This window comes from Halomonas garicola (genome assembly GCF_031935715.1).
In the GTDB taxonomy this organism is placed as follows: domain Bacteria; phylum Pseudomonadota; class Gammaproteobacteria; order Pseudomonadales; family Halomonadaceae; genus Vreelandella; species Vreelandella garicola.
Window position 1 is genome coordinate 82,406 of sequence record NZ_JASSZF010000004.1, and the last position, 24,128, is coordinate 106,533.

The window sequence follows — 24,128 nt, forward strand, 5'->3', positions numbered from 1 at the left end:
TATTTACGCACGCTGCGCTAAATGTCGCCAAGGGCGTGACCATGAATCGGATTGTGGCACCTGATGACAGATAAAAAACGAAGCACTATCAATCATATACGAAATTTCTCCATCATCGCGCACATCGACCACGGCAAATCTACGCTGTCGGATCGGCTGATCCAGGTCTGCGGCGGGCTCACCGACCGCGAGCTGAAAGAGCAGGTGCTGGACTCCATGGATATCGAGCGCGAGCGCGGTATCACCATCAAGGCGCAGTCGGTCACCCTGGATTATCGGGCCGCCGACGGCGAGGTCTATCAGCTCAACTTCATCGACACCCCCGGCCACGTGGATTTTTCCTACGAAGTGTCGCGCTCGCTCTACGCCTGCGAGGGCGCGCTGCTGGTGGTGGACGCCGCCCAGGGCGTCGAGGCCCAGTCTGTGGCCAACTGCTATACCGCGGTGGAGCAGGACCTGGAAGTGCTGCCGGTGCTCAATAAAATCGATCTGCCCCAGGCCGACCCGGACAGCGTGGCCCAGGAGATCGAGGAAATCATCGGCATCGACGCCGCCGATGCCTGCCAGGTCTCGGCCAAGAGCGGCCTGGGTATCGAAGAGCTGCTGGAGCGCCTGGTGCGCGACGTGCCGCCGCCCAAAGGCGACGTCGAGGCGCCGCTGCAGGCGCTGATCATCGACTCCTGGTTCGACAACTACCTGGGCGTGGTGTCGCTGGTGCGGCTTTTTGACGGCACCCTGCGCAAGGGCGATAAAGTACGGATCTCATCCACCGGCGGCGACTGGGTGTCCACCGAGGTGGGCATTTTTACCCCGCTGCGCAAGCAGACCGACGTGCTGCGCGCCGGCGAGGTGGGGTTTCTGGTGGCCGGCATCAAGGATATCCAGGGCGCGCCGGTGGGCGACACCATCACCCACAGCAAGACGCCCGATGTGCCCCGGCTGCCGGGCTTCCAGCAGGTCAAGCCCCAGGTTTATGCGGGGATGTTCCCGGTGAGCGCCGACGACTACGAGGGTTTTCGCGACGCCCTGGAAAAGCTCTCGCTCAACGACGCGTCGCTGGCCTACGAGCCGGAAAACTCCGATGCGCTGGGTTTTGGCTTTCGCGTCGGCTTCCTCGGTACCCTGCACATGGAGATCGTCCAGGAACGCCTGGAGCGCGAATACGATCTCGACCTGCTGACCACGGCCCCCACGGTGATTTACGAGCTGATGATGGAAGACGGCGACGTGCGCTACGTGTCCAACCCGTCGAAGCTGCCCGATCTTGCGGACGTGGAAGAAATGCGCGAGCCCATCGTGCGCGCGAGCATCCTTGTGCCCCAGGAGTTTGTCGGCAACGTCATTGCCGAGTGCGAGCAGCGCCGGGGCAGCCAGCTCGACATGCAGTTTCTCGGCAACCAGATCCAGCTCACCTACGAGCTGCCCATGTCCGAGGTAGTCATGGACTTCTTTGACCGTCTCAAGTCGCTGTCCAAGGGCTATGCGTCGCTTGAGTACAACTTCGAGCGCTTCGAGGCGGCGAAGCTGGTGCGCCTGGACGTGCTGATCAACGGTGACAAGGTCGACGCCTTGGCGGTGATCATTCACCGCGATCAGGCCCACCCTCGGGGGCGGGCGCTGGTGGAGAAGATGAAAGAGCTTATCCCCCGACAGATGTTTGACGTGGCGATCCAGGCCGCCATCGGCGGCCAGGTGGTGGCGCGTTCCACGGTCAAGGCGCTGCGCAAGAACGTTACCGCCAAGTGCTACGGCGGCGACATTACGCGTAAGAAAAAGCTGCTGGAAAAGCAGAAGGCCGGTAAAAAACGCATGAAGCAGGTAGGGCGCGTGGAGATTCCTCAGGATGCCTTTCTCGCCGTGCTCAGAGTCAACGACTAGGACAGACGCTACCCATGAATTTTTCCTTACTGCTGGTTCTGGCCGTAGCGCTGTCCGGCGTGATCTGTTTGCTGGACATTGTCATCTGGCGTCCGCGCCGCCGCGCCCGAGCGGCCCGCGCCGAGGCGACAAGCGATGGCGGGCTGGGCGCGGCCGAGCGCGCGAAGCTCTACAAGGAGCCCTGGCCCGTCGACTATGCGCGGTCTTTTTTCCCCGTGCTGCTGGTGGTGCTGGTGGTGCGCAGCTTTATCATCGAGCCGTTCCAGATTCCCTCGGGCTCCATGCGCCCCACGCTCAAGGTCGGGGATTTCATCCTGGTCAACAAGTACGCCTACGGCCTGCGCCTGCCGGTAATCAACACCAAGTTTCTCGACGTGGCGGATCCCGAGCGCGGCGATGTGATGGTGTTTCGCTACCCCGAAGAGCCGTCGGTCAACTTCATCAAGCGCGTAATTGGGCTTCCCGGCGACCGGATCCGCTACGAGGGCAAGCAGCTTTACGTCAACGGCGAAGCGGTGGCCAAAACGCTGGTAGAAAAGGGGCCCGAGGCCTCGCCCCGCCAGCTGCTGCTGGGCGAAACGCTGGGCGAAACCCGTCACGACATCTATAATAATCCGCTGGACCCCGGCCCCCAGGTGCGCGAAGTCGAGGTGCCCGAAGGCCACTATTTCATGATGGGCGATAACCGCGACCACTCCAACGACAGCCGCTACTGGGGCTTTGTGCCGGAGGAGAACATCGTCGGCCGCGCCTTTGCCGTATGGATGCACTGGGACGGCGGACTGCCGAGCTTTACCAGTATCAGGCACATCGAGTAAGCGTGTGCTCAACGTTTTACACATCGCCTATGCCTCATTCACGCATCAACGTCTGTGACCTGGGAGTCCCGTGAGTCAGACCCTGAACGCCTTTAGCCGACGTATCGGCTACGAATTCAACGATACGGCGCTGCTGGAGCTTGCCATGACGCATCGCAGCTACGGCGGTCGCAACAACGAGCGCCTGGAGTTTTTGGGTGACTCGATCGTCAATTTTGTCATCGCCCAGGCGCTTTTCGAGCGCTTTCCCGAGGCCCGGGAGGGCCAGCTTTCCAGGCTCCGGGCGCGGCTGGTAAAAGGCCAGACCCTGGCCGAGCTGGCCCGCGAAATGAGCTTTGGCGAGTGTTTGCGGCTGGGATCCGGCGAGATGAAAAGCGGCGGCCACCGGCGCGACTCGATCCTCGCCGACGCCGTCGAGGCGGTGATCGGGGCGATCTATCTGGACACCGGCATGGCCGCGGTCAGCGAGCGCATTCTTGCCTGGTTCAGCGAGCGCCTGGCCAACATCTCCCTGCAGGATACGCAAAAAGACCCCAAGACCCGCCTGCAGGAGTTCCTGCAGTCCCGCCAGGCGGCGCTGCCGCACTACGAGGTGGTGTCGGTCAAAGGCGAAGCCCACGCCCAGACCTTTACCGTGGAGTGTCACGTCGAGCTGCTTGAGCAGCACACTACCGGCAAGGGCGCCAGCCGCCGTCACGCCGAACAGCAGGCGGCCGGCGACGCCCTTGGCTACCTGGAAAAACGCCCTGGAGAAAACGCATGACCCAAACCTGTGGATTCGCGGCCATTGTCGGGCGCCCCAACGTGGGCAAGTCCACGCTGATGAACCGCATTCTGGGGCAGAAAGTGTCGATCACGTCGCGCCGCCCCCAGACGACGCGCCACCAGGTCATGGGCATCAAGACCCAGGACGAGGCCCAGTGCATCTACGTGGACACGCCGGGCATGCACATCATGTCCAAGGATCGCAACAAGGCCATCAACCGCTTCATGAACCAGGCGGCAGGCCGGGCTCTGCGCGACGTGGACTGCGTGGTGTTCATCATTGACCGCACCCGCTGGAGTGATGAAGACCAGGCCGTGCTCGAGCGTCTGGAGCACGTCACCGCCCCGGTGATTCTGGCGGTCAACAAGGTGGATCGCCTCCAGGACAAGAGCGAGCTTCTGCCCTGGCTCGAATCCGTGGGCGCCCGGCGCGAGTTTGCCGCCATTGTGCCGATCTCCGCCAAGCACGGCACCAACGTGGCGGCGCTGGAAGGCGAGGTGATGTCCCGGCTGCCGGAAAGCGTGCACTATTTCCCCGACGACCAGGTCACCGATCGCAGCCTGCGCTTCATGGCCGCGGAGCTGGTGCGCGAAAAGATCACCCGCCAGCTCGGCGACGAGCTGCCGTACCAGATGACCGTGGAAATCGAAGAGTTTCGCGAAGCCGGCAATGTCACCCACATCAGCGCGCTGATTCTGGTCGAGCGCCAGGGGCAGAAGGTCATCCTCATCGGCGATCGCGGCGAGCGCATCAAGAGCATCGGCCGCGATGCCCGGCTGGATATCGAACGCGTGCTCGACGGCAAGGTGATGCTCAACCTCTGGGTCAAGATCAAGCGCGGCTGGTCCGACGATAGCCGAGCGCTCAAGAGCCTTGGCTACGACCTGGACTGACGCGCTTGGTAACCCGGCAGATGTCGCCCGAGCCGGCTTTTCTGCTCCACCGCCGGCCGTATCGCGAAACCAGCGCGCTGGTGGATCTGCTGACCCTTGACCACGGCCGCATACGCGCCGTGGCCCGGGGCGTTCAGCGCCCGGGCGCGAAGTCCCGCCAGCGCCTGCAGCCGTTTGCGCCGCTGTTTGTGACCTGGCGGGGCGAGCGCGAGCTCAAGCGCCTGAGGCTCATGGAGACTCGCGGGCAGGTGGCGCTTTTGGCCGGGGAAGGGCTTTTGTGCGGGCTTTATGCCAACGAGCTGGCGACCCGGCTACTGCCGCCGGAAATGCCCGCCGCCGAGGTATTTGCGTTCTATACTGCGCTGCTGGACGCGTTGCCGCGCCCGGCCGAGCGCATGCTGGCGCTGCGCCGCTACGAGTGGGCGCTGCTTGAGGCGCTGGGCGCCACGCCGCGCTTTGCCACCCCGGACGGGGCGGCACTCGACGGGCAGACGCGCTACGCCTTTGATGCGCCAAGCGGCGCCTTTATCCCCGCCGCCGGCGGTATCGACGGCCGTGCCCTGCGTTACCTGGCCCGGGGCGGGTGGCACCAGCCGGGGCTTGCCGGGGCCCTCAAGGCGCTGATGCGCCAGGCTCTGGCGCCGCATCTCGGCCATACCGAGCTTCGCTCCCGGCGCCTGCTGCAGGATCTGATTCATCGCCGCCGCGCCCGCGGTACCGACTGAGGCGCGGCGCTCTTGTCACGTTTTGGAGGTTTTATGCATCCCCCGCGTATCCTGTTGGGTGTCAATATCGACCACGTGGCCACGCTGCGCCAGGCGCGCGGCACGCGCTATCCTGACCCGGTGCAGGCCGCGCTGCTGGCCGAGGAGGCCGGCGCGGACGGCATTACCGTCCACCCGCGCGAAGACCGCCGCCACATCCAGCCCCGGGACGTGCGCCTGATCGCCCAGGTGCTCAACACCCGGATGAACCTGGAAATGGCGATTACCGAGGAGATGCTGGCGCTGGCCGAAGAGGTCCGCCCGGCCCACGCTTGCCTGGTGCCGGAAAAGCGCGAAGAGCTGACCACCGAAGGCGGGCTCGACGTCGCCGGCGGGTTTGACGCCTGCGCCAGCGCCTGCCGCCGCCTGGCCGCCGCCGGCAGCGACGTATCGCTGTTCATCGACCCCGAGTTCACCCAGATCGACGCCGCCGTGCGCGCCGGCGCCTCGACCGTCGAGCTGCACACCGGCGGCTTTGCCGAGGCGGCACCCGGAAGCGCCGCCGCCAACGCCGAATACCAGCGCCTCACCGCCGCCGCCGTGCACGCAGGCGAGCAGGGGCTTACCGTCAACGCCGGCCACGGCCTGCACTACCACAACGCCGAGGCCGTGGCCGCGCTTCCCGGCATCAACGAGCTCAACATCGGCCACGCGATTATCGCCCGGGCGCTGTTTACCGGGCTGAAGGACGCGGTGGGCGAGATGAAGCGCCTGATCATCGCCGGCCAGGAAGCCGGGCTCATGGCGGCGCTGGACGCCCACGACCACGGCGATCACGATCACGGCCGGGAGCGCTGAGGTGATCATCGGCATCGGTTCGGACATTGCCCGGGTGCCCCGCTTCGAGGCGGCGCTCGAGCGCCACGGCGAGCGCTTTCCTCGGCGCCTGCTGGGCGACGACGAGTACTGGCGCTTTACGCGCCATGCTTTTCCGGCGGCGTTTCTGGCCAAGCACTTTGCCGCCAAGGAGGCCTTCGTCAAGGCGCTGGGTACCGGCTTTCGCTGGGGGATTCAGCTGCACGATATCCAGGTGCTCAACGACTCGCTGGGCAAGCCCGAGCTCGCCCTGAGCGGCCAGGCAGAGGCGGTGGCGCAAACGGCCGGCGTGCAGCTCAGCCACCTCACGCTAAGCGACGAGGCCGAATACGCCCTGGCCTTTGTGGTGCTGGAGCGCTAATCGGCCCAGCGGCGTACCTGTCTCGTCCGCACTTGCCGCGATACAATGCCGGCTAACGATGACAAGAAGGAAGGCACCATGGAATACCCGACCCTGGAAGATACCGTTGGCAACACGCCGCTGGTGCGCCTGAAGCGTATCGGCGCCGGGCGCAACAACACCCTGCTTGCCAAGCTTGAAGGCGACAACCCGGCGGGCTCGGTCAAGGACCGGCCGGCCATGGCGATGCTCGCCGAGGCGCAAAAGCGCGGTGACATTGCCCCCGGCGATACCCTGGTCGAAGCCACCTCGGGCAACACCGGCATTGCGCTGGCCATGGCCGCGGCGATCCTTGGCTACCGCATGGTGCTGGTAATGCCGGAAAGCGCCTCCGAAGAGCGCAAGCACGCCATGGCGGCCTACGGCGCGACGCTGATTTCGGCAAGCAAGGAGGGCGGCATGGAAGAGGCCCGGGATATTGCCGAGGCGATGATTGCCCGGGGCGAAGGCAAGCCCCTGGACCAGTTCGCCAACCCGGATAACCCGCTCTCCCACTACCGCACCACCGGCGCGGAAATCTGGGAGCAGACCGGCGGTGAGGTAACGCATTTCGTCAGCTCCATGGGCACCACCGGCACCATCATGGGCGTGTCGCGCTACCTCAAGGAGCGCAATCCCGAGGTGGAAATCGTCGGCCTGCAGCCCGAGGACGGCGCCAGCATTGCCGGCATTCGCCGCTGGCCCGAGGCCTACCTGCCGTCGATATTCGACGCCTCGCGGGTGGATACCACCCTGGATATCGGCCAGTTCGAAGCCGAAGAGCACATGCGCCGGCTGGCCCGGGAAGAGGGCATTTTTGCCGGCGTTTCCTCCGGCGGCAGCCTCGCCGGGGCGCTGCGCATCGCCGAGCGGGTGGAAAACGCGGTGATCGTGTTTATCGTCTGCGACCGCGGCGACCGCTACCTGTCCACCGGCCTTTACGCCCCGGAGGTGTAGATGGCCATGCTGGGCAAAAAGCGCCCGCCGCGCCGCAAATCCGGCGTCTCGGGGCTGGCGCGGGCGCCGCACGGCGAGAAAGCGCCGGCCGATACCGATGCACCTACCGTGACCGTCGAGCGGCTGGCCCACGACGGGCGCGGCGTGGCGCGCTCCGCCGCGGGCAAGACCCTGTTTGTGGAGCGCGCGCTACCCGGTGAAGAGGTCGAGGTCGCGGTGCACCGCACCCGCAAGCGCTTTGACGAAGCGCACGTCAGGCAGCGGCTGAGCGACTCGCCCAAGCGGGTCACCCCGCCCTGCGCGTATTTCGGCCGCTGCGGCGGCTGCGACCTGCAGCACATGACCCTTAACGCCCAGCGCGAGCACAAGATCGCGGTCGTGCGCGAGCTGTTCGCCCGCCAGGGCCTTGAGCTTCCCGACGATATCGCCATGCTCGCCACTCCGGCAGAAGACTACCGCCGCCGGGCGCGGCTGGGTGTCAACGTCGACGGCCAGGGGCGCGTGCTGGTGGGTTTTCGCGCGGCGGGCAGCCAGCGGCTGGTGGATATCGAGCGCTGCTACGTGCTAGTGCCCGAGCTTGCCGCGCTGCTGGCGCCGCTGCGCGAGGTAATCGGCACGCTTGAAGCGCCGCGCCAGGTGGGCCACGTCGAGCTGGTCGCCACCGCCGGCGGCAGCGCGATCACGGTGCGCCAGCTAAAGCCCCACGCCCGGGATGCCGAGCGCTGGCGGGCCTTTGCTCACCGGCTCGCCGAGCACCGAGTGGCGCTTGGCCTGCTCGAGGGCCGCGATACCCCGCGGCTCGAGTGGCTGAGCGAGCCGCCGGCTCTGGCCGACACGCTGGCGCTGCCGGGCCTTGCGCCGCTGACGCTGGGGGCGGCGTCGGGTGACTTTCTCCAGGCCAACGCCGCGGTCAACGCGCAGATGGTGGCCCGAGTCATGGCGTGGCTTAAGCCGGCGCCCGGCGAGCGCTACCTCGACCTCTTCGCCGGTATCGGCAACTTCAGCCTCCCCGCCGCGGCGGCCGGCGCCAGCGTCACCGCGGTCGAAGGCCACCCGGCCATGGTCGAGCGCCTGGCGGCCAACGCCCGGCGTAACGGCCTTGAAGTGCGCGCCACCCGGGTTGATCTCAACGCCCCGGGTAGCGCGGCTGCGCTGCTCGACGAGACCGCGGCCGATACCCTGATTCTTGACCCGCCCCGAGCCGGGGCCGAGGCCGCCTGCCGGGCGCTTGCCGACGCCGCCCGGCGCCCCGGGCGGCTGGCCTACGTGTCCTGCGACCCGGCGACGCTTGCCCGAGACGTCGCGCTGCTCACGGCCGGCGGCTATCGCATCGGCCAAGTGGCCGTCGCCGACATGTTTGTGCACACTGCCCATATGGAAACGCTGATGCTGCTGGAGGATACCCGGGAGCCCGGCGCCAGCTAAGGCGTGGTCACAGGGCTTGAAGGATCGTTTGAGCCGCCCGGTCAGGGCGGCAAGGCAAAGGCAACTACCGGCGCAGGGCCGTCACGAGCAGAGGCTGGCGGCAGCGGCCGAAGGATAAGTGAACGACATGGTCAAAGTGCGTGAAGACCAACCGCTGACGCCCGACGGCAGGGTCGACATACCTCAATGGCTCAAGCGCCTGCAGCAGGACGTGCGCCTTGACGACGCCGAGCGCTTGCGCGAGGCCTGCGAGCTTGCCGACAGGCTGGAGTGGGAATCCCCCGACGCGCCGCGCGGCTTTCTGACGCCGGGCTCGAGCTTTCGCATGGGGCTTGAGATGGCGGACATCCTCGGCGAGCTCAAGCTTGACCAGGCGGCGCTGGAAGCGGCCGTGCTCTATCGCTCAGTGCGCGAACGGCTGATGACGCTGGAGGCCGTTGCCAAACGCTTCGGCGACGAAGTGGCGGGGCTGATCGACGGCGTGCTGCAAATGGCCGCCATCAGCCATCCCCACGCGCCGCACCAGGACATGGGCCAGCACAACCAGCAGGAAAACCTGCGCAAGATGCTGGTCAACATGGTCGACGACGTGCGCGTGGCGCTGATCAAGATTGCCGAGCGCACCTGCGCGCTGCGACAGGTGCGCGATGCGCCCCGGGAAAAATGCCTGGAAGTGGCCAACGAAGTGGCCGAGATCTATGCCCCGCTGGCCCACCGGCTGGGCATCGGCCAGGTCAAGTGGGAGCTTGAGGACCTGGCGTTTCGCTACCGGCACGCCGACGACTATAAGGCCATTGCCAAACAGCTGGCGGAAAAGCGCTTGGATCGCACCCGCTACATCAGCGACGTGGTCGAGACGCTCAAGTACCTGATGAGCGATCAGGGCATCCGCGACTATGACGTCAGCGGCCGGGCCAAGCACATCTATTCCATCTGGCGCAAGATGAAGCGCAAGGGGATCGATTTTTCCCAGGTTAACGACATCCGCGCGGTGCGCATCCTGGTGCCCAACGTGGCCGACTGCTACACCGTGCTGGGCATTGTCCATTCGCGCTGGCACCACGTGCCCGACGAGTTTGACGACTACATCGCCAATCCCAAGCAGAACGGCTATCAGTCGCTGCACACCGCGGTGCTCGGGCCGGAAAACAAGGTGCTGGAGATCCAGATTCGCACCTTTGCCATGCACGACGAAGCCGAGCTTGGCGTCTGTGCCCACTGGCGCTACAAGGGCCACGACTCCCGGGGCAAGAGCCGCGGCTACGAAGAAAAGATCGCCTGGCTGCGCCACGTGCTCGAGTGGCAGGACGAAGTCGGCGACCTGGGCGATCTGCGCGAAGGCCTGGCAAGCGACGTCGCCCCCGACCGCATTTACGTCTTCACCCCGGAAGGGCACGTCATTGACCTGCCAAGCGTTTCCACGCCCATCGACTTTGCCTACCGGGTGCACACCGAGGTCGGCCACCGCTGCCGGGGCGCCAAGGTCGACGGGCGCATCGTGCCGCTGACCTACCGGCTCAGGACCAGCCAGCAGGTTGAAATCCTGACCGCCAGCAAGGGCGGCCCCAGCCGCGACTGGCTGAACCCGAGCCTGGGCTACGTGTGCACCTCGAGGGCCCGGGCCAAGATCCAGGCCTGGTTCAAGTTTCAGGCGCGCGATCAGAACCTGGAAGAAGGGCGCGCGCTGTTCGACCGGGAAATGCGGCGCCTGGCGGTGGAAGGCCTTGACCTTTCCCGGCTGGCCGCTGCGGTCAACTACGCCGGTGCCGACGACATGTACGCCGCCCTGGGGGCCGGCGACCTGCGCATCGGCCAGGTGCTTAACCAGGCCCAGCATCTGTTCGGCGAAAACGACGATCAGGAAAAGCTCAACCGGCTGCTGGCCAAGCCCCGGCGCCAGTCGAGCCAGAAGGCCCAGAACGACATCACCGTGCTGGGGGTGGGTAACCTAAAGACCAGCATGGCCAACTGCTGCCGCCCGGTGCCCGGCGAGCCCATTGCCGGCTTCATCACCCAGGGGCGCGGGGTGACCGTTCACCGCCAGGACTGCCCCAACCTTCTGCAGCTGCGCGCCGAGGAGCCCCAGCGCATTATCGAGGCCGAATGGGGCGAGCGCGAACAGACCCGCTATCCGGTGACCGTCGAGATCCAGGCCTGGGATCGCTCCGGTCTGCTGCGCGACGTCACCGGCCTTTTGAGCCACGAGAAAGTCAACGTGCTGGCGGTCAACACCGCCACCGACACGGATGAGGGCACCGCGCGGCTGCGCATTACCCTGGAAGTGGACGGTCTGGAAACCCTGGGACGGCTGTTCTCGCGCATCCAGCAGCTGCAAAACGTGATCGAAGTGCGCCGGCTGCGAAACGCCGCGCCGACCGTCGCGGGCAAGGGAGGCGCCTGATGCGCTATACTATGGATGACCTGCTGACGCTGATGGCCGTACTGCGCGATCCGGATCAGGGCTGTCCCTGGGATATCCGCCAGGACTGGAACAGCATCGTGCCGCACACTCTGGAAGAGGCCTACGAGGTCGCCGACGCCATCGAGCGGCGCGCTTTTAACGAGCTGCCCGGCGAGCTCGGCGACCTGCTGTTTCAGGTGGTGTACTACGCCCGCTTTGGCGAGGAAGAAGGACGCTTCGACTTTGCCGACGTGGTTCACACCCTGACCGCCAAGATGCTAAGGCGCCACCCCCACGTCTTCCCCGCCGGCACGCTGGGGTCGCGCCGCCCGCCGGGAGCGGATCCGGACGCCCTGGAGCAGCGCCACGTCAAACACAACTGGGAAGCGCTCAAGGCGGCCGAGCGCGAGCAGCGCGCCCGAGCGCCGGCCTCGGTGCTGGATGACGTGCCGCGGGCGCTGCCGGCGCTCTCCCGGGCGGCCAAGCTTGGCAAGCGCGCGGCCGGCGTGGGTTTTGACTTTGCCGATACCCGGGGCGTCATGGACAAGATTCACGAGGAGCTCGCCGAGGTGGAGGAGGCGCTTGCCCAGGGCGATAGCGACCGGGCCGGGGAAGAAGTGGGCGATCTGCTGTTCGCCGTCACTAACCTGGCACGCCGGCTCAAGGCCGACCCCGAGCAGGCGCTGCGCGCCACCAGCGCCCGCTTCGAGTCTCGCTTTCGCCACGTCGAGCAGCGCCTGGGCGACGGCGAACGGCGCCTGCACCGGGCGTCGGCCGAGGAGATGGAGCGCTGCTGGCAGGCGGCCAAACGTCTCGAGTCGCGCAAGCGATAAACATTAGCCGCGATCCGGTGGCCGGCCGGGTCCTCAGGAGGCCATGACATGAGTCACGACCTGCACGAATCCCTGCGCGACAACGTTCGCATCCTGGGCGATAACCTTGGGCACACCATTGCCGACGACCTGGGGCAGGAGTTTGTCGACAAGATCGAAGCCATTCGCTCCCGGGCCAAGCAGGGGCGCCGGCAGGATACGCTCGAGCAGCGCGAGCTGATCGACTACCTGCGCAACCTGCCCGACGAGGATCTGCTGCCGGTGACCCGGGCGTTCAACCAGTTTCTCAACCTCTCCAACATTGCCGAGCAGCACTACCGCGCGCGGTTTCGCTACGTGGAAGACTACAAGCCGGGCACCCAGCCCACCCTCGACGAGCTGCTGCAGCGCGCCCGGGACTCGGGCCGCTCGCCCCGGGAGCTGGTCAAGACCCTCGCCGACATGCGCGTGGAGCTGGTGCTCACCGCGCACCCCACGGAAATCATCCGCCGCACTCTGATCCAGAAGTACGACGCCATCGACGACTGCCTGGGCGCCATTGAGGACGCAAACGCCGGCGAAGAGCGCGCCGCCCGGGCCCGAGGGCGGCTTGCCGAGCTCATCAGCCAGGCCTGGCATACCGACGAGATTCGCCACGAGCGCCCCACGCCGGTAGACGAGGCCAAGTGGGGCTTTGCGGTAATCGAAAACTCGCTGTGGCAGGCCGTGCCCGACTTTCACCGCGACCTGGACAACCTGCTGCTGAACACCGCCGGCGAGCGCCTGCCGCTGGACGCCGCGCCGATCCGCTACGCCTCCTGGATGGGCGGCGACCGCGACGGCAACCCCAACGTCACCGCCAGCGTCACTCGGGAAGTGCTGCTGCTGGGCCGCTGGATGGCGGCGGATCTCTATCTGCGCGATCTGGAGCAGCTGAAAAACGAGCTCTCCATGTGGAAGGCCAACAGCGCCCTGAAAGCCGAAGTGGGCGAGGTGGCCGAGCCTTACCGCGAGCTGGTCAAGCGCATTATCACGCGGATGGAAGCCACCCGGGACTGGGCCGAGGCCCGGCTCGAGGGGCGCAGCTTCGACGGCGGGCCGATCATCGACACCCGGGATCAGCTCTACGCGCCGCTGCTGTCCTGCTACCGCTCGCTGTGCGACTCCGGGCTTGAGACCATCGCTAACGGCGCGCTGCTGGATACCCTGCGCCGGGTGGCAGTGTTCGGCGTCACGTTGACCAAGCTCGACCTGCGCCAGGAAGCCAGCCGCCACGCCCAGGTGCTCGAGGAGATCACCAACGAGCTGGCCCTGGGCCGCTATCAGGACTGGAGCGAGGACGAGCGTCAGGCCTTTCTGCTTACCGAGCTCAAGTCCAGCCGGCCGCTGATTCCGCTGCGCTGGCAGTGCTCGGCGGAAACCCGGGAGGTGCTGGAAACCTTCCGCGTGGTGGCCGAAGAGCACCCCGAGGCGCTTGGCAGCTACGTCATTTCCATGGCGGCCGAGCCCTCCGACGTGCTTACCGTGGCGCTTTTGCTGCAGGAAGTCGGCGGCCGGGTGTCGCTGCCCATCGTGCCGCTGTTTGAAACGCTCAACGACCTCAACCGCGCCGGCGAGGTGATCGATCAGCTGCTGGCGCTGCCGCAGTACCGCGAGCTGATGCAGGGCCGCCAGGAAGTGATGATCGGCTACTCCGACTCGGCCAAGGACGCCGGCCAGCTGGCCGCCGCCTGGGCTCAGTACCGCGCCCAGGAAGCGCTGGTCGAGATCTGCCGCCGCCACCGCGTCAAGCTGCGGCTGTTCCACGGCCGCGGCGGCGCCGTAGGGCGCGGCGGCGGCCCGGCCCACGCGGCGATCCTGTCCCAGCCGCCGGGCTCGGTGGACGGCAGCCTCAGAGTCACCGAGCAGGGCGAAATGATTCGCTTCAAGTTCGGCCAGCCGGATATCGCCCTGCGCTCCATGGAGATCTACGCCTGCGCGGTGCTCGAGGCCACGCTGCTGCCGCCGCCGGCGCCCGAGCCCCGCTGGCGCGAGGAAATGGACCGGCTGGCGCAGACCTCCCACGAGGTCTACGCCAAGGTGGTGCGCGACGACCCGGAATTTGTGCCGTATTTCCGCGCGGTGACCCCGGAGAGCGTGCTTGGCCGGCTGCCGCTGGGCTCGCGGCCCACCAAGCGGCGCCAGGACGGCGGCGTGGAAACCCTGCGGGCGATTCCGTGGATTTTCGCCTGGACCCAGACCCGGCTGATGCTGCCCGCCTGGCTTGGCAGCGAACAGGCCTTCAGCGGGCGCCTGGCGCAGCCCGGCGGGCTTGAGGTACTCAAGGAAATGCGCGACAGCTGGCCGTTTTTCGGCACCTATCTCGACATGCTGGAGATGCTGCTGGCCAAGGCCGACGTGGGCATCGCCGCCTACTACGAGCACCGCCTGGTGGACGAGCCGTCGCTGAAGACGCTGGGGCGCAAGCTGCGCGAGCGCTTCGAGCGCCTGGAAGGCAGCGTGCTGACGCTTTTAGAGCAGGACGAGCTGCTGGAAAAAACGCCGCTGATCCGCCAGGCCATCGCCGTGCGCAACCCCTATATTGATCCGCTGCACGGGCTTCAGGCCGAGCTTCTGCAGCGCAACCGCGACGCCGACGGCGCGATCAGCGCGGATCTCTCCCGAGCGCTGATGGTAACCATGGCGGGAATCTCCGCCGGCCTGCGCAACACCGGCTAGAAGCGGCCGGAGGATCTATTCTTTCACCGGTTTCAAAGAGGCAGTTGCACAATGAGCAGCGTTGATTTTATCGAACATCCCGCGCGCGATGGTTACCGCATTGGCGAGATTCGGCTCAACGCCGAGCGCTCGCTCAACGCCCTGACGCTTGAGATGATCGAGGCCATGCTGGCGCGGCTGGCGGCCTGGGAAGACGATCCCGGCCTTGCCGCCGTGGTGCTCGGCGGCGCCGGCGACAAGGCCCTGTGCGCCGGGGCCGACGTGGTGGCGCTGTACCGCGGGATCACCGCGCCGGACGAGGTGCCCGCCGAGGCGCTGCAGGGGGCGCCGGACTTCGCCGAGCGCTACTTTGCCCGGGAGTATCGCCTGGACTACACCCTGCACACCTATGCCAAGCCGGTGATCGTCTGGGGTAGCGGCATCGTCATGGGCGGCGGCATGGGCCTGCTCAGCGGCGGCAGCCACCGCGTGGTCACCGAAACCACGCGGCTTGCCATGCCCGAGGTGACCATCGGCCTCTACCCCGACGTCGCCGCCAGCTGGTTTCTTAACCCTCTCCCGGGGAACATGGGGCGCTTTCTGGCGCTCACCGGCAGCCAGCTCAACGCCCGGGACGCCCGCCGGCTGGGGTTTGCCGACCGGCTTTTGGCAAGCGATAGCCGGGAGGCGCTGCTTCGGGAGCTGGCTGACGCCGACTGGCCCGCGGCGGCGCGCGACGCTCACGGCGTGGTCAGCAACGTGCTCCGCGGTCTGGAGCGCGAAGCCGACGAGGCAGGCCTCTTTGACGCCATGCCCACGCCCACGGCGGAGCACGCCGAGCGGGTGCGCAAGCTGATGGATCACGACACCGTGGAGCAGCAGGTGGCCGCGATTCTTGACGACGAAAGCGACGCCGACTGGCTTGCCCGTGCCCGGCAGACGCTGGCCAACGGCAGCCCGCTGTCGATCAAGCTGATCGATGCTCAGCTGTCCCGCACCCGGTACATGTCGCTGGCCCAGGTGCTGCGCTCGGAGCTGGCGCTCTCGGTGCAGTGCTGCCGTCTGGGTGATCTCGCCGAGGGGGTGCGCGCGCTGCTGGTGGATAAAGACCGCGATCCGCAGTTTCGCTATGCCCGCCTGGCCGACGTGGAGCCGGCCTTTGTCGAGACCATGCTGGCCGATCTCTGGGAGGAAAGTCCGCTGGCCGATCTTGACTAGCGGGCTTCTTTCTCGGCCAGCCGGGCGTTCAGCGCGCCAATCTCGGGGCAGGGCAGGCGGTGATGGTCGGCCCGGCGGATGAGCGGTGCCAGAATGGCGTCGCGCTCGGTGGGTCGCCCGGCGTCGATGTCCTGGAGCATGGAGGCGCGGTTGCCGGCGGTCGTCTTCATTACCCCTTCCACCAGGTCCCGCCAGCCGTCCTTGCCCTCACCTTTCGGCGGGGGCACGCCGTCGGCGGCAAGGATGGCCGCGACCTCGGCGATAACGGCCTCGCGCTCGGCGGCAAAGCGCGCCTCGGCAAGCGCGCCGTTGGGCACTTCGTAAAGCGCTGCCAGCGGGTTGATGGCGGCGTTCACCGCCAGTTTCTGCCACAGCCGGGTCTCGATGTCGTCCACAGCGCTTGCCGCCAGGCCAGCTCGGTCAAGCGCCCGGGCCAGGGCCCGGGCAAGGCCCGCGTGGCGGCCCGCCAGATCGCCGATGACGCTGGCGCCGCGCCCGGCGTGCACCGTGGTGGCATCGTCAATGACGTACGCCCCCTCAGTGGTCGAGGCGCAGAGCACCGGCCCCGGCCAGCGCGCGGTCAGGCGCGGCTGCACGGCAAAGCCGTTTTGCCACAGCACCAGCGGCGTGCCGGGGGCGATACGCTCCGCCGCGGCCTCGGCCGCCGCTTCGGCGGCGTAGGCTTTGGTCGTCAGATGGAGAAACGCCGGGGTGGTGGCGTCAAGCGCCGCCATGCCGGCGGCGGGCAGCCGCCGCGTGACGGTCTCTCCCTCGGGGGTGGTGAGCGCCTGGCGGGCAGGCAGGGAGCGGCGGGCGATCAGCGTGACCGGGAAGGCCCCGGCCAGCGTGTGGGCGAGCGTGCGCCCCAGCGCGCCGGGGCCGACGATGACGTGATGCGCCTTAATGTTGGTCGAGGTACTGCTTGGCGGAAGTGAAGCCCATCAGCGAGACGTCCAGATCCACGCGCTGGTCGTCGGGATCGATCATGCTGATCGTTGCCGTGCTGCCGCCGCGCAGCTGGGACACAAGCTCCGCGGGGAGAGGCAGGTCGGCGCGGCAGCCCTGGGGCAGGCAGACCTGGTAGGGCATACCCACCGGCTCGTTGCTGTCGACCTGGAGCTGCAGGCCGGCGGCGAGGCGCACGCCCAGCGGCGTGAGGATGGTCATGGCGGCGCTGTCCAGCTGGGGCGGATTGCCGACGACCACGCGCAGCACCGGCTCGCCGCTTGCGTCCTCGATCATCTGGGTCATGGCGCAGTTGCCTTCGCTTGAATTGACCGGGCAGTTGACGTCCCAGTCCTTAAAGGTCTCGGTGTCCATGGCCGGGCCGGCATCCTGGGCGAACGCCGTCGGCGACAGGGCCATCAGGCCCAGCAGGCCCAGCAGGCCGGCGGTGCGTAGGCGTAACGCAAGTTGATCAAACATGAAGCAAGTTCTCCTGTCCTTTTTATTTCCCTGGAAGAGACGCCGGTAGCGCTGAATAGCCGGCACGGTGCCTGACGCCGGGGCAATACGCAACGTCCCGCTCTGGCGAGTATCGGGTCGGGATGACCCACCAAGGATGCCGGAGCGGGGCTGCCCGATGCAACCGCGATGCGTCGCTGCCGCGGCGTTAATGGCTGAGAGCAGGGCAGTGTCAGGGGCGTTTGGGTGGGCGCGACCCGGTGCGCCCCCGCTTGGCGGCCTTCTTGCGCGCCCGTCCGGGCCTGGCGGATGGGGCGGGCGCGGCTTCGCCCTGCGCGCTTTGCAGGCTCTGGTGCAGCCGGCCGGCGTCGCTTTGGGCCAGCAGCCCGCGCAGGTCCTCGAGCAGCGCCTGTTGAAAGGCGCCGTCGTCGTCCTGACGCTCGGCGATGGCGCTTAGGCGCTGCTCCCAGAGAGCGGTGCGCTCCGGGGTGGCCACGGCCTCGGGCAGCGCGCCGATCAGCGCCGCGCCCAGCCGGGTGGCGCGCAGGGCCTTTTGCCGGCGCACCAGATAGCCGCGAGCGACCAGGGTTTCGATGATGCCCGCCCGGGTGGCTTCGGTGCCCAGGCCGTCGGTATCGCGCAGGGTGCGTTTGACGTCCGGATTCTCGACGTAGCGGCCGATATTCATCATCGCCTTGATCAGGCTGGCGTCGGTGAACGGCTCAGGCGGGCGGGTTTCGCGCGCCTCCACGCCGGCGGCAAGCGCCCGGCACGCCTCGCCCTCGGTCATGGCCGGCAGCGGCGGGGCCTCTTCCCGGGTGGTGAAAAGCGGCTTCCAGCCCGGGTCGAGCACCTGCTGGCCGCCGGCGCGAAAGGCCTCATTGGCGATAGCTAGCTCGGCCTTGGTCTCGAAGGTGACAAGCGGCGGGTAGAACTGGGCGAGAAAGTTGCGCGCAATCAGCCGAAACACCTTGCCCTCAGTGGCGGACAGCTGATCAAAGCTCGGCGTCTTGCCGCTGGGTGCCAGGGCGTGGTGGGCGCCAACCTTGCTATCGTTCCAGGCTTTCGAGCGCAGGCCGAAGTCGGCGTCGTCGAACCACCCTTTGAGGGTGGCGTCCGACCGGCAGGCGCCGGCAAGCGTCTGCTGGGCCTCTGCCAGGTGTGCCTTTGGCAGGTAGCGGCAGTCCGAGCGCGGGTAGGTAATCAGCCGGTGGCGCTCGTAAAGCGCCTGGCAGGTGTCCAGCACCGCCTTGGCGGAAAGCCCGTAGCGCCTCGCGGCGTCGACCTGCAGCGCCGACAGCGAATAGGGCAGCGGCGGCGCCTGGCGCTTTTCCTGCTGATTAAGTTTAACTACCTGGCCTTCGCGGCCGGGCAGGGTCTCGGCCAGGGCATCCGCCGGGGTGCGGTCCAGCAGCCGGCCTTTGTCATCCAGCGGGTGCGGCGGCCCGGGCACCCACCAGGCACGCAGCTCACCATCGGCCACGCGGACGTCCACCCACAGCGGATAGAACGGCCGGGGGACAAAGTCGCGAATAGCCGCGTCCCGGCGGACGATCAGCCCCAGCACCGGCGTTTGCACCCGGCCCACGGAAAGCACGCCGTCGTGCCCGGCCCGGCGGCCCAGCAGCGTCCACGCCCGGGTGAGGTTGATGCCGTACAGCCAGTCGGCCCGGGAGCGTGCCCGGGCGGCGCGGTACAGTGGCGCGAAGTCGGCGTTGTCGGCAAGCTGGCCAAGCGCCTTTGTCACCGCCGGCCGGTTAAGGTCGTTGATCAGCAGGCGCTTGACCGGCCCCCGGTAGCCCAGATACTCGATCACTTCCTGCACCAGAAGCTGGCCTTCGCGGTCCGGGTCGCCGGCGTGGACCACCGTATCGGCCTTTTTCAGCAGCCGGCGGATCACCGCCAGCTGGCCGCGTGCCCTGGGCCTGGGCACGTGCTTGAACGCCGCGGGCACAATGGGCAGGCGGTCGAGCCGCCATTGTTTATCCGCGGCGTCGTAGGCCTCGGGCGGGGCCTGCTCGAGCAGGTGGCCCAAGCACCAGGTCACCACGGTGTCGCCGGCGTACAGCGCGCCTTCGTCCCGGCGGGGTCGCTCGGGTAGCGCATCGGCAATGGCCCGGGCGAGGCTGGGCTTTTCGGCAATGATCAAACGCATCGGGCGCACTCGGATAAAAAGCGAAACGTTATGGTAGCAGAGCCGGCGCCGCCGGGCGGCCCGTCTGCGGCGGCGGTCTATTGACCATGCTTTGCTTTTTGTTGAATTTCGTATAGCTTTTGTACGATATCTCCGTGCAGAGGATTCATCGATGCGTGAACGTGGCAGAACGCGGCGGCTTTTCGGACTCGGCGCGCGCACCGGCGGCGCGATGCTGAAAAACCGCATGGGCGGCAGCGCCAACTGGGACTCCCTGGGCGAGGCGCTGTTTGACGGCCTCTCTGAGCTGCGCGGCCCGGCGATGAAGCTGGCGCAGATCGTGGCCCAGTGGGACGACGTGCTGCCGCCGGAGCTTGCCGACCAGCTGGCCCGCCTGCAGCGCCAGGCCGAGCCCATGCCCTGGCCGCGCATCCGCGAGACGCTTCAGGCCGAGTACGGCGACCTGGAGGCCCGGTTTCGCCATATCGAAGAGGCGCCCTTTGCCAGCGCCTCCATGGGCCAGGTGCACCGGGCCGTCACCCGAGACGGCGAGACGCTGGTGCTCAAGGTGCAGTACCCGGGCCTTGCCGACGCCCTGGAAGGCGATCTGCGCCAGGTCAAGCGGATGATGCGGCTGGGCCGCTGGTTCAACGTCTCCCCGGCGCGGCTGGACGCGCTGTTCGAGGAGTTGGCCGCCGGGCTTCGCGACGAGCTGGACTACCGCGCCGAGGCGGAAACCCTGGCCCGCTACCGGGAGCGCTACCGCCACGAGCCGCGGCTGCGCATCCCCGAGCCGATCGAGTCGCTGTGCGGCGAGCGCGTGCTGGCCATGCGCTACCTGGCGGGCACGCCCCTTGACGAAGTAACCGCGGCCGACGACGCCCTGCGCCAGCAGGTGGCCGCTACTCTTGCCGACTGGCTGACCGAGGAGCTTTTTACCTACGGCGAGCTCCACGCCGACCCCCACGCCGGCAACTTTGCCGTGGACGCCGAGTCGCGGCTGATCATCTACGACTTCGGCGCGGTGATAGCGGTGCCCGAAGCCCGCCTCGTCACCATGATGGCGCTGCTGGAGGCCACCCTTGTCGGCGATCCCATGGCCATGGACGAGGCCATGCTGGCCCTGGGCGGGCGCCAGGGGCAGGGCGCGCCGCTGGCGCTGTATCGCGAAGCCGCCGAGGCCGTAGCGCCGCTCTTTGCCCCGGGAGAGCAGGACTTTGCCGACGTGCGCGTGCACCGCCGGCTGCGCGAGCTCTCGCCCCGGGTGTGGGCAGCCATGGACCGCCTGCAGCCCCCGGCGGATACGCTGCTGCTGTCCCGGGCGCTCAACGGCCACTACTGGAACATGGTGCGCCTGGGCGCCCGGCTGGGCATGCACCAACGCTGCGAGCCGCTGCTGGCGTGGGCGCACGCCGCCCCGGGCGCGCCGCGGCGATCGCCGCCTGCATCGCCACCTGCGTAGCCGCGCGCGGACATGCTAGACTACGGCGCTTTATTCCGCGCGCTTTTTGCGCCGGTGACAGACAATGGAGACGGCAATGCTGGCGGTATGGGTCGATCAGCTGCTGGGTTTTGCCTCGGCGGCGCTCGCGGCAATCAGGCAAAAAGAGCATTACCCGGACTTCATGATCTGGGTGCGCGCCGAGGGCGGCGACTATTTCAACGGCGACGTGGCCACGGCGCAGGCGCTGGCGCCGGTGCTATGGTCCCAGACGCCTTTGGAGCGCCGGGGCTTTGCCAGCGAGCCGCTGGCCAAGCCGGGGCCCAGCGAACCCTGCTGGTGCGACTCCGGGCGCAAGTACAAGCAGTGCTGCGCCCGGGTGGAGTTTCTGACCGAAATCCCCGAGCAGATGATGTGGATGCTCTCGCTGCGCGAGTGGAAAGGGGCCACGCTCAAGGCCGCGCTTGACAGCGGCGAGGCCCCGGCCCAGGCGCTGCTGGAAGCCGGCCTGGTGGCCGCGGAAAGCGGCCAGACCGGCCGCGCCATGCAGGTGCTCGAGTCGCTGTTCGACCGCCGGGACTGGTCGCGCCTGCCGGAACAGGCCGAGCCGGCGTTCGAGATCCTGCTCGATCTTTTCCAGGAGCGCGGCTTTACCCGCAAGCGCACCGAGCTTTTGGACGAGGTGCTCGAGCGCGGGCCGCTGTTTCTGCGCGGCGTGGCCCTCGAGCGCCTGTGCCTGGCGCACCTGGACAACGACGACCTGGACAGTGCCCGGGCCGCCTTTGTCCGCGCCCAGCAGGCGCTGCCGGACTCGCCGACGCTTGCCTACATCGAGGCCATGCTGCTGCTCCACGAAGGCTACGAGGAAGAGGCCCGGGAGCGAGCGGACTTCTGGTACCGTCGACTTTTGCGCCAGGGCGAGCTGGACGAAGACCAGCTCGACTTTCTCGCCGCCCTGGCCGACAACCCCGGCGCCACCCTGGCCGACCAGCTGCTGAGCGCCGAAGAAGACCTGGCCACGCCGCTGATCAGCCTGCAGTCGCTGCTCGCCGCGCTGCCCGTGGCGCCCAAGCTGGCGTTTGACGTCGATGCCGATACCCGGCGCATTGTCTACCGCGAAAGCGCCCGGGAGAGCACGCTCTTTGCCGCCTGGCACGCGGCCTTTCAGGTCATGGTCGACGAGGACGTGGCGCTGGGCTTTCGCGACGACCCCTGGGGCAACGCCGTCGAGTGGATGTCCGAGCTCTGCGCCAACCCCGAGTGGCTGGACTGTCCCCAGGTGGTGCAGGATCTGACGCTTGCGCTGACCAGCCGTTTCGGCAGCCTGCCGTGGATGGCGCCGAGCCTGCTTGAGCCGCTGGCGCAAAGGCTCTCGCGCTGGCTGGAGCAGGCCCGGGCCGAAGGCGAGGGCAGCCTGTGCTGGGACGACGGCGACAACGCCTTTCTGCTGCGCACCGGGCTGGCGCTGGTGGTGGGCATGGAGCGCGGCGCCCGGGAGCACTCGCGCCGGCTGGCCGAGCAGCTTCTCGCCATCAACCAGGAGGATAGCCTCGGGCTGCGCGAGCTGGTGCTCGACCAGCTGCTGCGCGACGAGCGCAACCGCGAAGCCCTGGCTCTGGCCGAGAACGCCGAAGACGACGGGTCGCTGTGGCTCAATATCCTCATGGGGCGCACTCTGGCGCTGTATCGCCTGGAGCGCTGGGAGCAGGCTGAAGCGGCGCTTGCAGAGGTCAAGCGCCACAGCCGCTACGCGCTGGACATGCTCTGCGCCGAAAGTCCGCGCCCGGCGCTGCCGGACAAGGCCGGGCGCATCGACCCCGGCACCAAGGCCGAGGCCTGGCAGTACCGCACGCTAATGCGCGACCAGTGGCGCACCACTGCCGGGGCGCTCGAGTGGCTCGGCGAGCACCGCTAGGCGCCGGGACGCCGGGGCATGCCGCGGCTGACCCAGACGGCCAGCAGCACCGCGGGGATGCCCAGCAGCGAAGCCAGGGTAAAAAAGCTGGCGTAGCCCTGGGCCTCGACCACCAGCCCGCCAAAGCCGCTTAAAAACTTGCCGGGCAGCGTCATCAGCGAGGAAAAAAGCGCGTACTGGGTGGCGGTATAGGCCCGGGACGTGAGGCTCGACAGAAACGCAATGAATACCGCGCTTGCCAGGCCGTTGGCCAGGTTGTCGCCGACGATGGTGACCACCAGCATGGGCAGCCTGTCGCCTATCAGCGCCAGGGCGACAAATAAAAGGTTGGTCAGCATGGTCATGAGCGCCCCGGCCACCAGCATCCGTCCGATGCCGTAGCGCACCACCAAAAGCCCCCCGAGCACGCCGCCGCCGATGCTCATGGCAATGCCGAAAATATTGGTGACGTTGGCGATGGTCGCCAGGGAAAAGCCCAGGTCGATGTAAAGCGGGTTGGCCATGGAGGCCATGGCCAGGTCGCTAATGCGAAACACCGCAATAAACGCCAGCAGCGCCAGCGCCTTCACGCCGTGGCGGACAAAAAAGTCGGTAAACGGACACACCAGCGCGCCGATGACCCAGGCCCCGACGTGCCGCCAAATTCGCGGCTGGCCGCGGGTTTTACGCAGGAAGGCGCGCACCCGGGGCTCGAGCACGGGCTTGTTGCCGGCGGCCAGGCGCTGGGGCTCGGGGCGCATCAGCACCGTCACCATGCCCACGCCCGTAAGCGCTGCCATGGTCAGGTAGGCGGCGTGCCAGGAGACCGCCGAGGCCACGTACAGCGCGCCGGCGCCGGCGGCCAGAAGCCCCCCGCGGTAGCCGATGATGTAGGTCGAGGCCATGGCCGCCTGCATGTCATCGCTTGCCGACTCGATGCGAAAGGCGTCGATGGCGATGTCCTGGGTGGCCGAGCCAAAGGCCACCAGCAGGGCAAAGCCTGCCACCCAGCCGAGGTTGCCCACCGGCGGCGTGGCGGCAAGGCCGACAAGACCGGCGGCGATCGTCGCCTGGGCGAGCAGCATCCAGCTGCGCCGCTGGCCCAGCAGCCGGGTCAGCAGCGGCAGCGTCACGCGGTCCACCACCGGCGCCCAGAAGAACTTGATCGAATAGAGCATGCCGATCCAGGCGAAAAAGCCGATGGCCGCGACCTCCACCCCAGCGCTTCGCAGCCAGGCCGAGAGCGTCGAGAACACCAGCAAAAACGGCAGACCGGCGGAAAAGCCCAGAAACAGCATGGCGACGACCGGCGCGCGGGCGTAAACGGCCAGGGATTCGCGCCAGCTGCGCCGGGCGTCGGGAGTGGGCATGGAAATAGGGCTCCTTAACGGAAATCGCTAACGGCTGAACAAGCCGCACCGATGTTATACT

Annotated in this window: 19 protein-coding genes; 15 read left to right on the plus strand and 4 right to left on the minus strand. The window is 67.6% G+C overall.

Annotated features, from left to right (window positions below; translation table 11 throughout):
• The first annotated feature begins 63 nt into the window (after positions 1-63).
• The 13 genes from lepA to RS027_RS02955 all read left to right on the plus strand — a co-directional run bounded on the left by lepA (position 64) and on the right by RS027_RS02955 (position 15,824).
• Positions 64-1,878: a translation elongation factor 4 gene (gene lepA, locus RS027_RS02895; RefSeq protein ID WP_311953825.1), complete on the plus strand. Its 1,815-nt coding sequence runs from the start codon at positions 64-66 to the stop codon at positions 1,876-1,878.
• 14 nt (positions 1,879-1,892) lie between these two features.
• Complete coding sequence (gene lepB / locus RS027_RS02900) at positions 1,893-2,696, plus strand: signal peptidase I (protein WP_311953828.1); 804 nt, start codon at positions 1,893-1,895, stop codon at positions 2,694-2,696.
• A 70-nt stretch (positions 2,697-2,766) separates the two neighbouring features.
• Positions 2,767-3,459: a ribonuclease III gene (gene rnc / locus RS027_RS02905; protein ID WP_311953831.1), complete on the plus strand. Its 693-nt coding sequence runs from the start codon at positions 2,767-2,769 to the stop codon at positions 3,457-3,459.
• Positions 3,456-4,355, plus strand: coding sequence for a GTPase Era (era, locus tag RS027_RS02910; protein ID WP_311953834.1), 900 nt, complete (start codon positions 3,456-3,458; stop codon positions 4,353-4,355). Before rnc ends, era begins: the two co-directional genes overlap by 4 nt.
• Positions 4,356-4,375: 20 nt before the next feature.
• On the plus strand, positions 4,376-5,080 hold the full coding sequence (recO, locus tag RS027_RS02915; RefSeq protein ID WP_311954020.1) for a DNA repair protein RecO: 705 nt from the start codon (positions 4,376-4,378) through the stop codon (positions 5,078-5,080).
• A 33-nt stretch (positions 5,081-5,113) separates the two neighbouring features.
• Complete coding sequence (gene pdxJ / locus RS027_RS02920) at positions 5,114-5,917, plus strand: pyridoxine 5'-phosphate synthase (RefSeq protein WP_311953837.1); 804 nt, start codon at positions 5,114-5,116, stop codon at positions 5,915-5,917.
• Position 5,918: 1 nt separating this feature from the next.
• Complete coding sequence (gene acpS / locus RS027_RS02925; RefSeq protein ID WP_311953840.1) at positions 5,919-6,296, plus strand: holo-ACP synthase; 378 nt, start codon at positions 5,919-5,921, stop codon at positions 6,294-6,296.
• 78 nt (positions 6,297-6,374) lie between these two features.
• A complete protein-coding gene (cysM, locus tag RS027_RS02930; protein WP_311953846.1) occupies positions 6,375-7,271 on the plus strand; it encodes a cysteine synthase CysM in 897 nt (298 codons plus the stop codon).
• Positions 7,272-8,696 (plus strand): TRAM domain-containing protein, encoded by a 1,425-nt coding sequence (locus RS027_RS02935; RefSeq protein WP_311953849.1) that lies wholly within the window; start codon positions 7,272-7,274, stop codon positions 8,694-8,696.
• Positions 8,697-8,823: 127 nt separating this feature from the next.
• Positions 8,824-11,097 (plus strand): GTP diphosphokinase, encoded by a 2,274-nt coding sequence (relA, locus tag RS027_RS02940; RefSeq protein WP_311953851.1) that lies wholly within the window; start codon positions 8,824-8,826, stop codon positions 11,095-11,097.
• A complete protein-coding gene (gene mazG, locus RS027_RS02945) occupies positions 11,097-11,930 on the plus strand; it encodes a nucleoside triphosphate pyrophosphohydrolase (RefSeq protein ID WP_311953853.1) in 834 nt (277 codons plus the stop codon). Before relA ends, mazG begins: the two co-directional genes overlap by 1 nt.
• Positions 11,931-11,978: 48 nt before the next feature.
• Positions 11,979-14,627, plus strand: a complete 2,649-nt coding sequence (gene ppc / locus RS027_RS02950; protein WP_311953857.1) for a phosphoenolpyruvate carboxylase — start codon at positions 11,979-11,981, stop codon at positions 14,625-14,627.
• Between the two features lie 51 nt (positions 14,628-14,678).
• Positions 14,679-15,824, plus strand: coding sequence for an enoyl-CoA hydratase/isomerase family protein (locus RS027_RS02955; protein WP_311953862.1), 1,146 nt, complete (start codon positions 14,679-14,681; stop codon positions 15,822-15,824).
• Here the strand turns inward: RS027_RS02955 and RS027_RS02960 are convergent.
• From RS027_RS02960 to RS027_RS02970, 3 genes are all read right to left on the minus strand, one after another.
• Positions 15,821-16,729 carry a ketopantoate reductase family protein gene (locus RS027_RS02960; RefSeq protein ID WP_311954023.1) on the minus strand — a complete coding sequence of 303 codons (909 nt, stop codon included), beginning with the start codon at positions 16,727-16,729 and terminating at the stop codon, positions 15,821-15,823. The genes RS027_RS02955 and RS027_RS02960 overlap by 4 nt on opposite strands.
• A complete protein-coding gene (locus RS027_RS02965) occupies positions 16,725-17,249 on the minus strand; it encodes an invasion associated locus B family protein (RefSeq protein WP_311953869.1) in 525 nt (174 codons plus the stop codon). The genes RS027_RS02960 and RS027_RS02965 overlap by 5 nt, the downstream gene beginning before the upstream one ends.
• A gap of 211 nt (positions 17,250-17,460) precedes the next feature.
• Positions 17,461-19,383 carry a DNA topoisomerase III gene (locus RS027_RS02970; RefSeq protein ID WP_311953873.1) on the minus strand — a complete coding sequence of 641 codons (1,923 nt, stop codon included), beginning with the start codon at positions 19,381-19,383 and terminating at the stop codon, positions 17,461-17,463.
• A gap of 151 nt (positions 19,384-19,534) precedes the next feature.
• On the opposite strand from RS027_RS02970, the gene RS027_RS02975 reads away from it, so the two are divergent.
• The gene (locus tag RS027_RS02975; RefSeq protein ID WP_311953878.1) at positions 19,535-20,824 is read left to right on the plus strand and encodes an ABC1 kinase family protein; all 1,290 of its coding nucleotides are present in this window, start codon (positions 19,535-19,537) and stop codon (positions 20,822-20,824) included.
• A 76-nt stretch (positions 20,825-20,900) separates the two neighbouring features.
• On the plus strand, positions 20,901-22,718 hold the full coding sequence (locus tag RS027_RS02980) for an SEC-C metal-binding domain-containing protein (protein ID WP_311953884.1): 1,818 nt from the start codon (positions 20,901-20,903) through the stop codon (positions 22,716-22,718).
• Here the strand turns inward: RS027_RS02980 and RS027_RS02985 are convergent.
• Positions 22,715-24,067: an AmpG family muropeptide MFS transporter gene (locus RS027_RS02985; protein ID WP_311953889.1), complete on the minus strand. Its 1,353-nt coding sequence runs from the start codon at positions 24,065-24,067 to the stop codon at positions 22,715-22,717. The two genes, RS027_RS02980 and RS027_RS02985, sit on opposite strands and share 4 nt — an antisense overlap.
• Positions 24,068-24,128 lie beyond the last annotated feature (61 nt).

Coding starts and splice junctions, on each gene's coding strand:
- mazG (WP_311953853.1), top strand. CDS start 11,097: ATGCGCTATACTATGGATGACCTGCTGACGCTGATGGCCGTACTGCGC.
- RS027_RS02935 (WP_311953849.1), top strand. CDS start 7,272: ATGGCCATGCTGGGCAAAAAGCGCCCGCCGCGCCGCAAATCCGGCGTC.
- lepA (WP_311953825.1), top strand. CDS start 64: ATGACAGATAAAAAACGAAGCACTATCAATCATATACGAAATTTCTCC.
- pdxJ (WP_311953837.1), top strand. CDS start 5,114: ATGCATCCCCCGCGTATCCTGTTGGGTGTCAATATCGACCACGTGGCC.
- relA (WP_311953851.1), top strand. CDS start 8,824: ATGGTCAAAGTGCGTGAAGACCAACCGCTGACGCCCGACGGCAGGGTC.
- era (WP_311953834.1), top strand. CDS start 3,456: ATGACCCAAACCTGTGGATTCGCGGCCATTGTCGGGCGCCCCAACGTG.
- recO (WP_311954020.1), top strand. CDS start 4,376: ATGTCGCCCGAGCCGGCTTTTCTGCTCCACCGCCGGCCGTATCGCGAA.
- lepB (WP_311953828.1), top strand. CDS start 1,893: ATGAATTTTTCCTTACTGCTGGTTCTGGCCGTAGCGCTGTCCGGCGTG.
- cysM (WP_311953846.1), top strand. CDS start 6,375: ATGGAATACCCGACCCTGGAAGATACCGTTGGCAACACGCCGCTGGTG.
- RS027_RS02975 (WP_311953878.1), top strand. CDS start 19,535: ATGCGTGAACGTGGCAGAACGCGGCGGCTTTTCGGACTCGGCGCGCGC.
- ppc (WP_311953857.1), top strand. CDS start 11,979: ATGAGTCACGACCTGCACGAATCCCTGCGCGACAACGTTCGCATCCTG.
- RS027_RS02970 (WP_311953873.1), bottom strand. CDS start 19,383: ATGCGTTTGATCATTGCCGAAAAGCCCAGCCTCGCCCGGGCCATTGCC.
- RS027_RS02980 (WP_311953884.1), top strand. CDS start 20,901: ATGCTGGCGGTATGGGTCGATCAGCTGCTGGGTTTTGCCTCGGCGGCG.
- RS027_RS02955 (WP_311953862.1), top strand. CDS start 14,679: ATGAGCAGCGTTGATTTTATCGAACATCCCGCGCGCGATGGTTACCGC.
- RS027_RS02985 (WP_311953889.1), bottom strand. CDS start 24,067: ATGCCCACTCCCGACGCCCGGCGCAGCTGGCGCGAATCCCTGGCCGTT.
- RS027_RS02965 (WP_311953869.1), bottom strand. CDS start 17,249: ATGTTTGATCAACTTGCGTTACGCCTACGCACCGCCGGCCTGCTGGGC.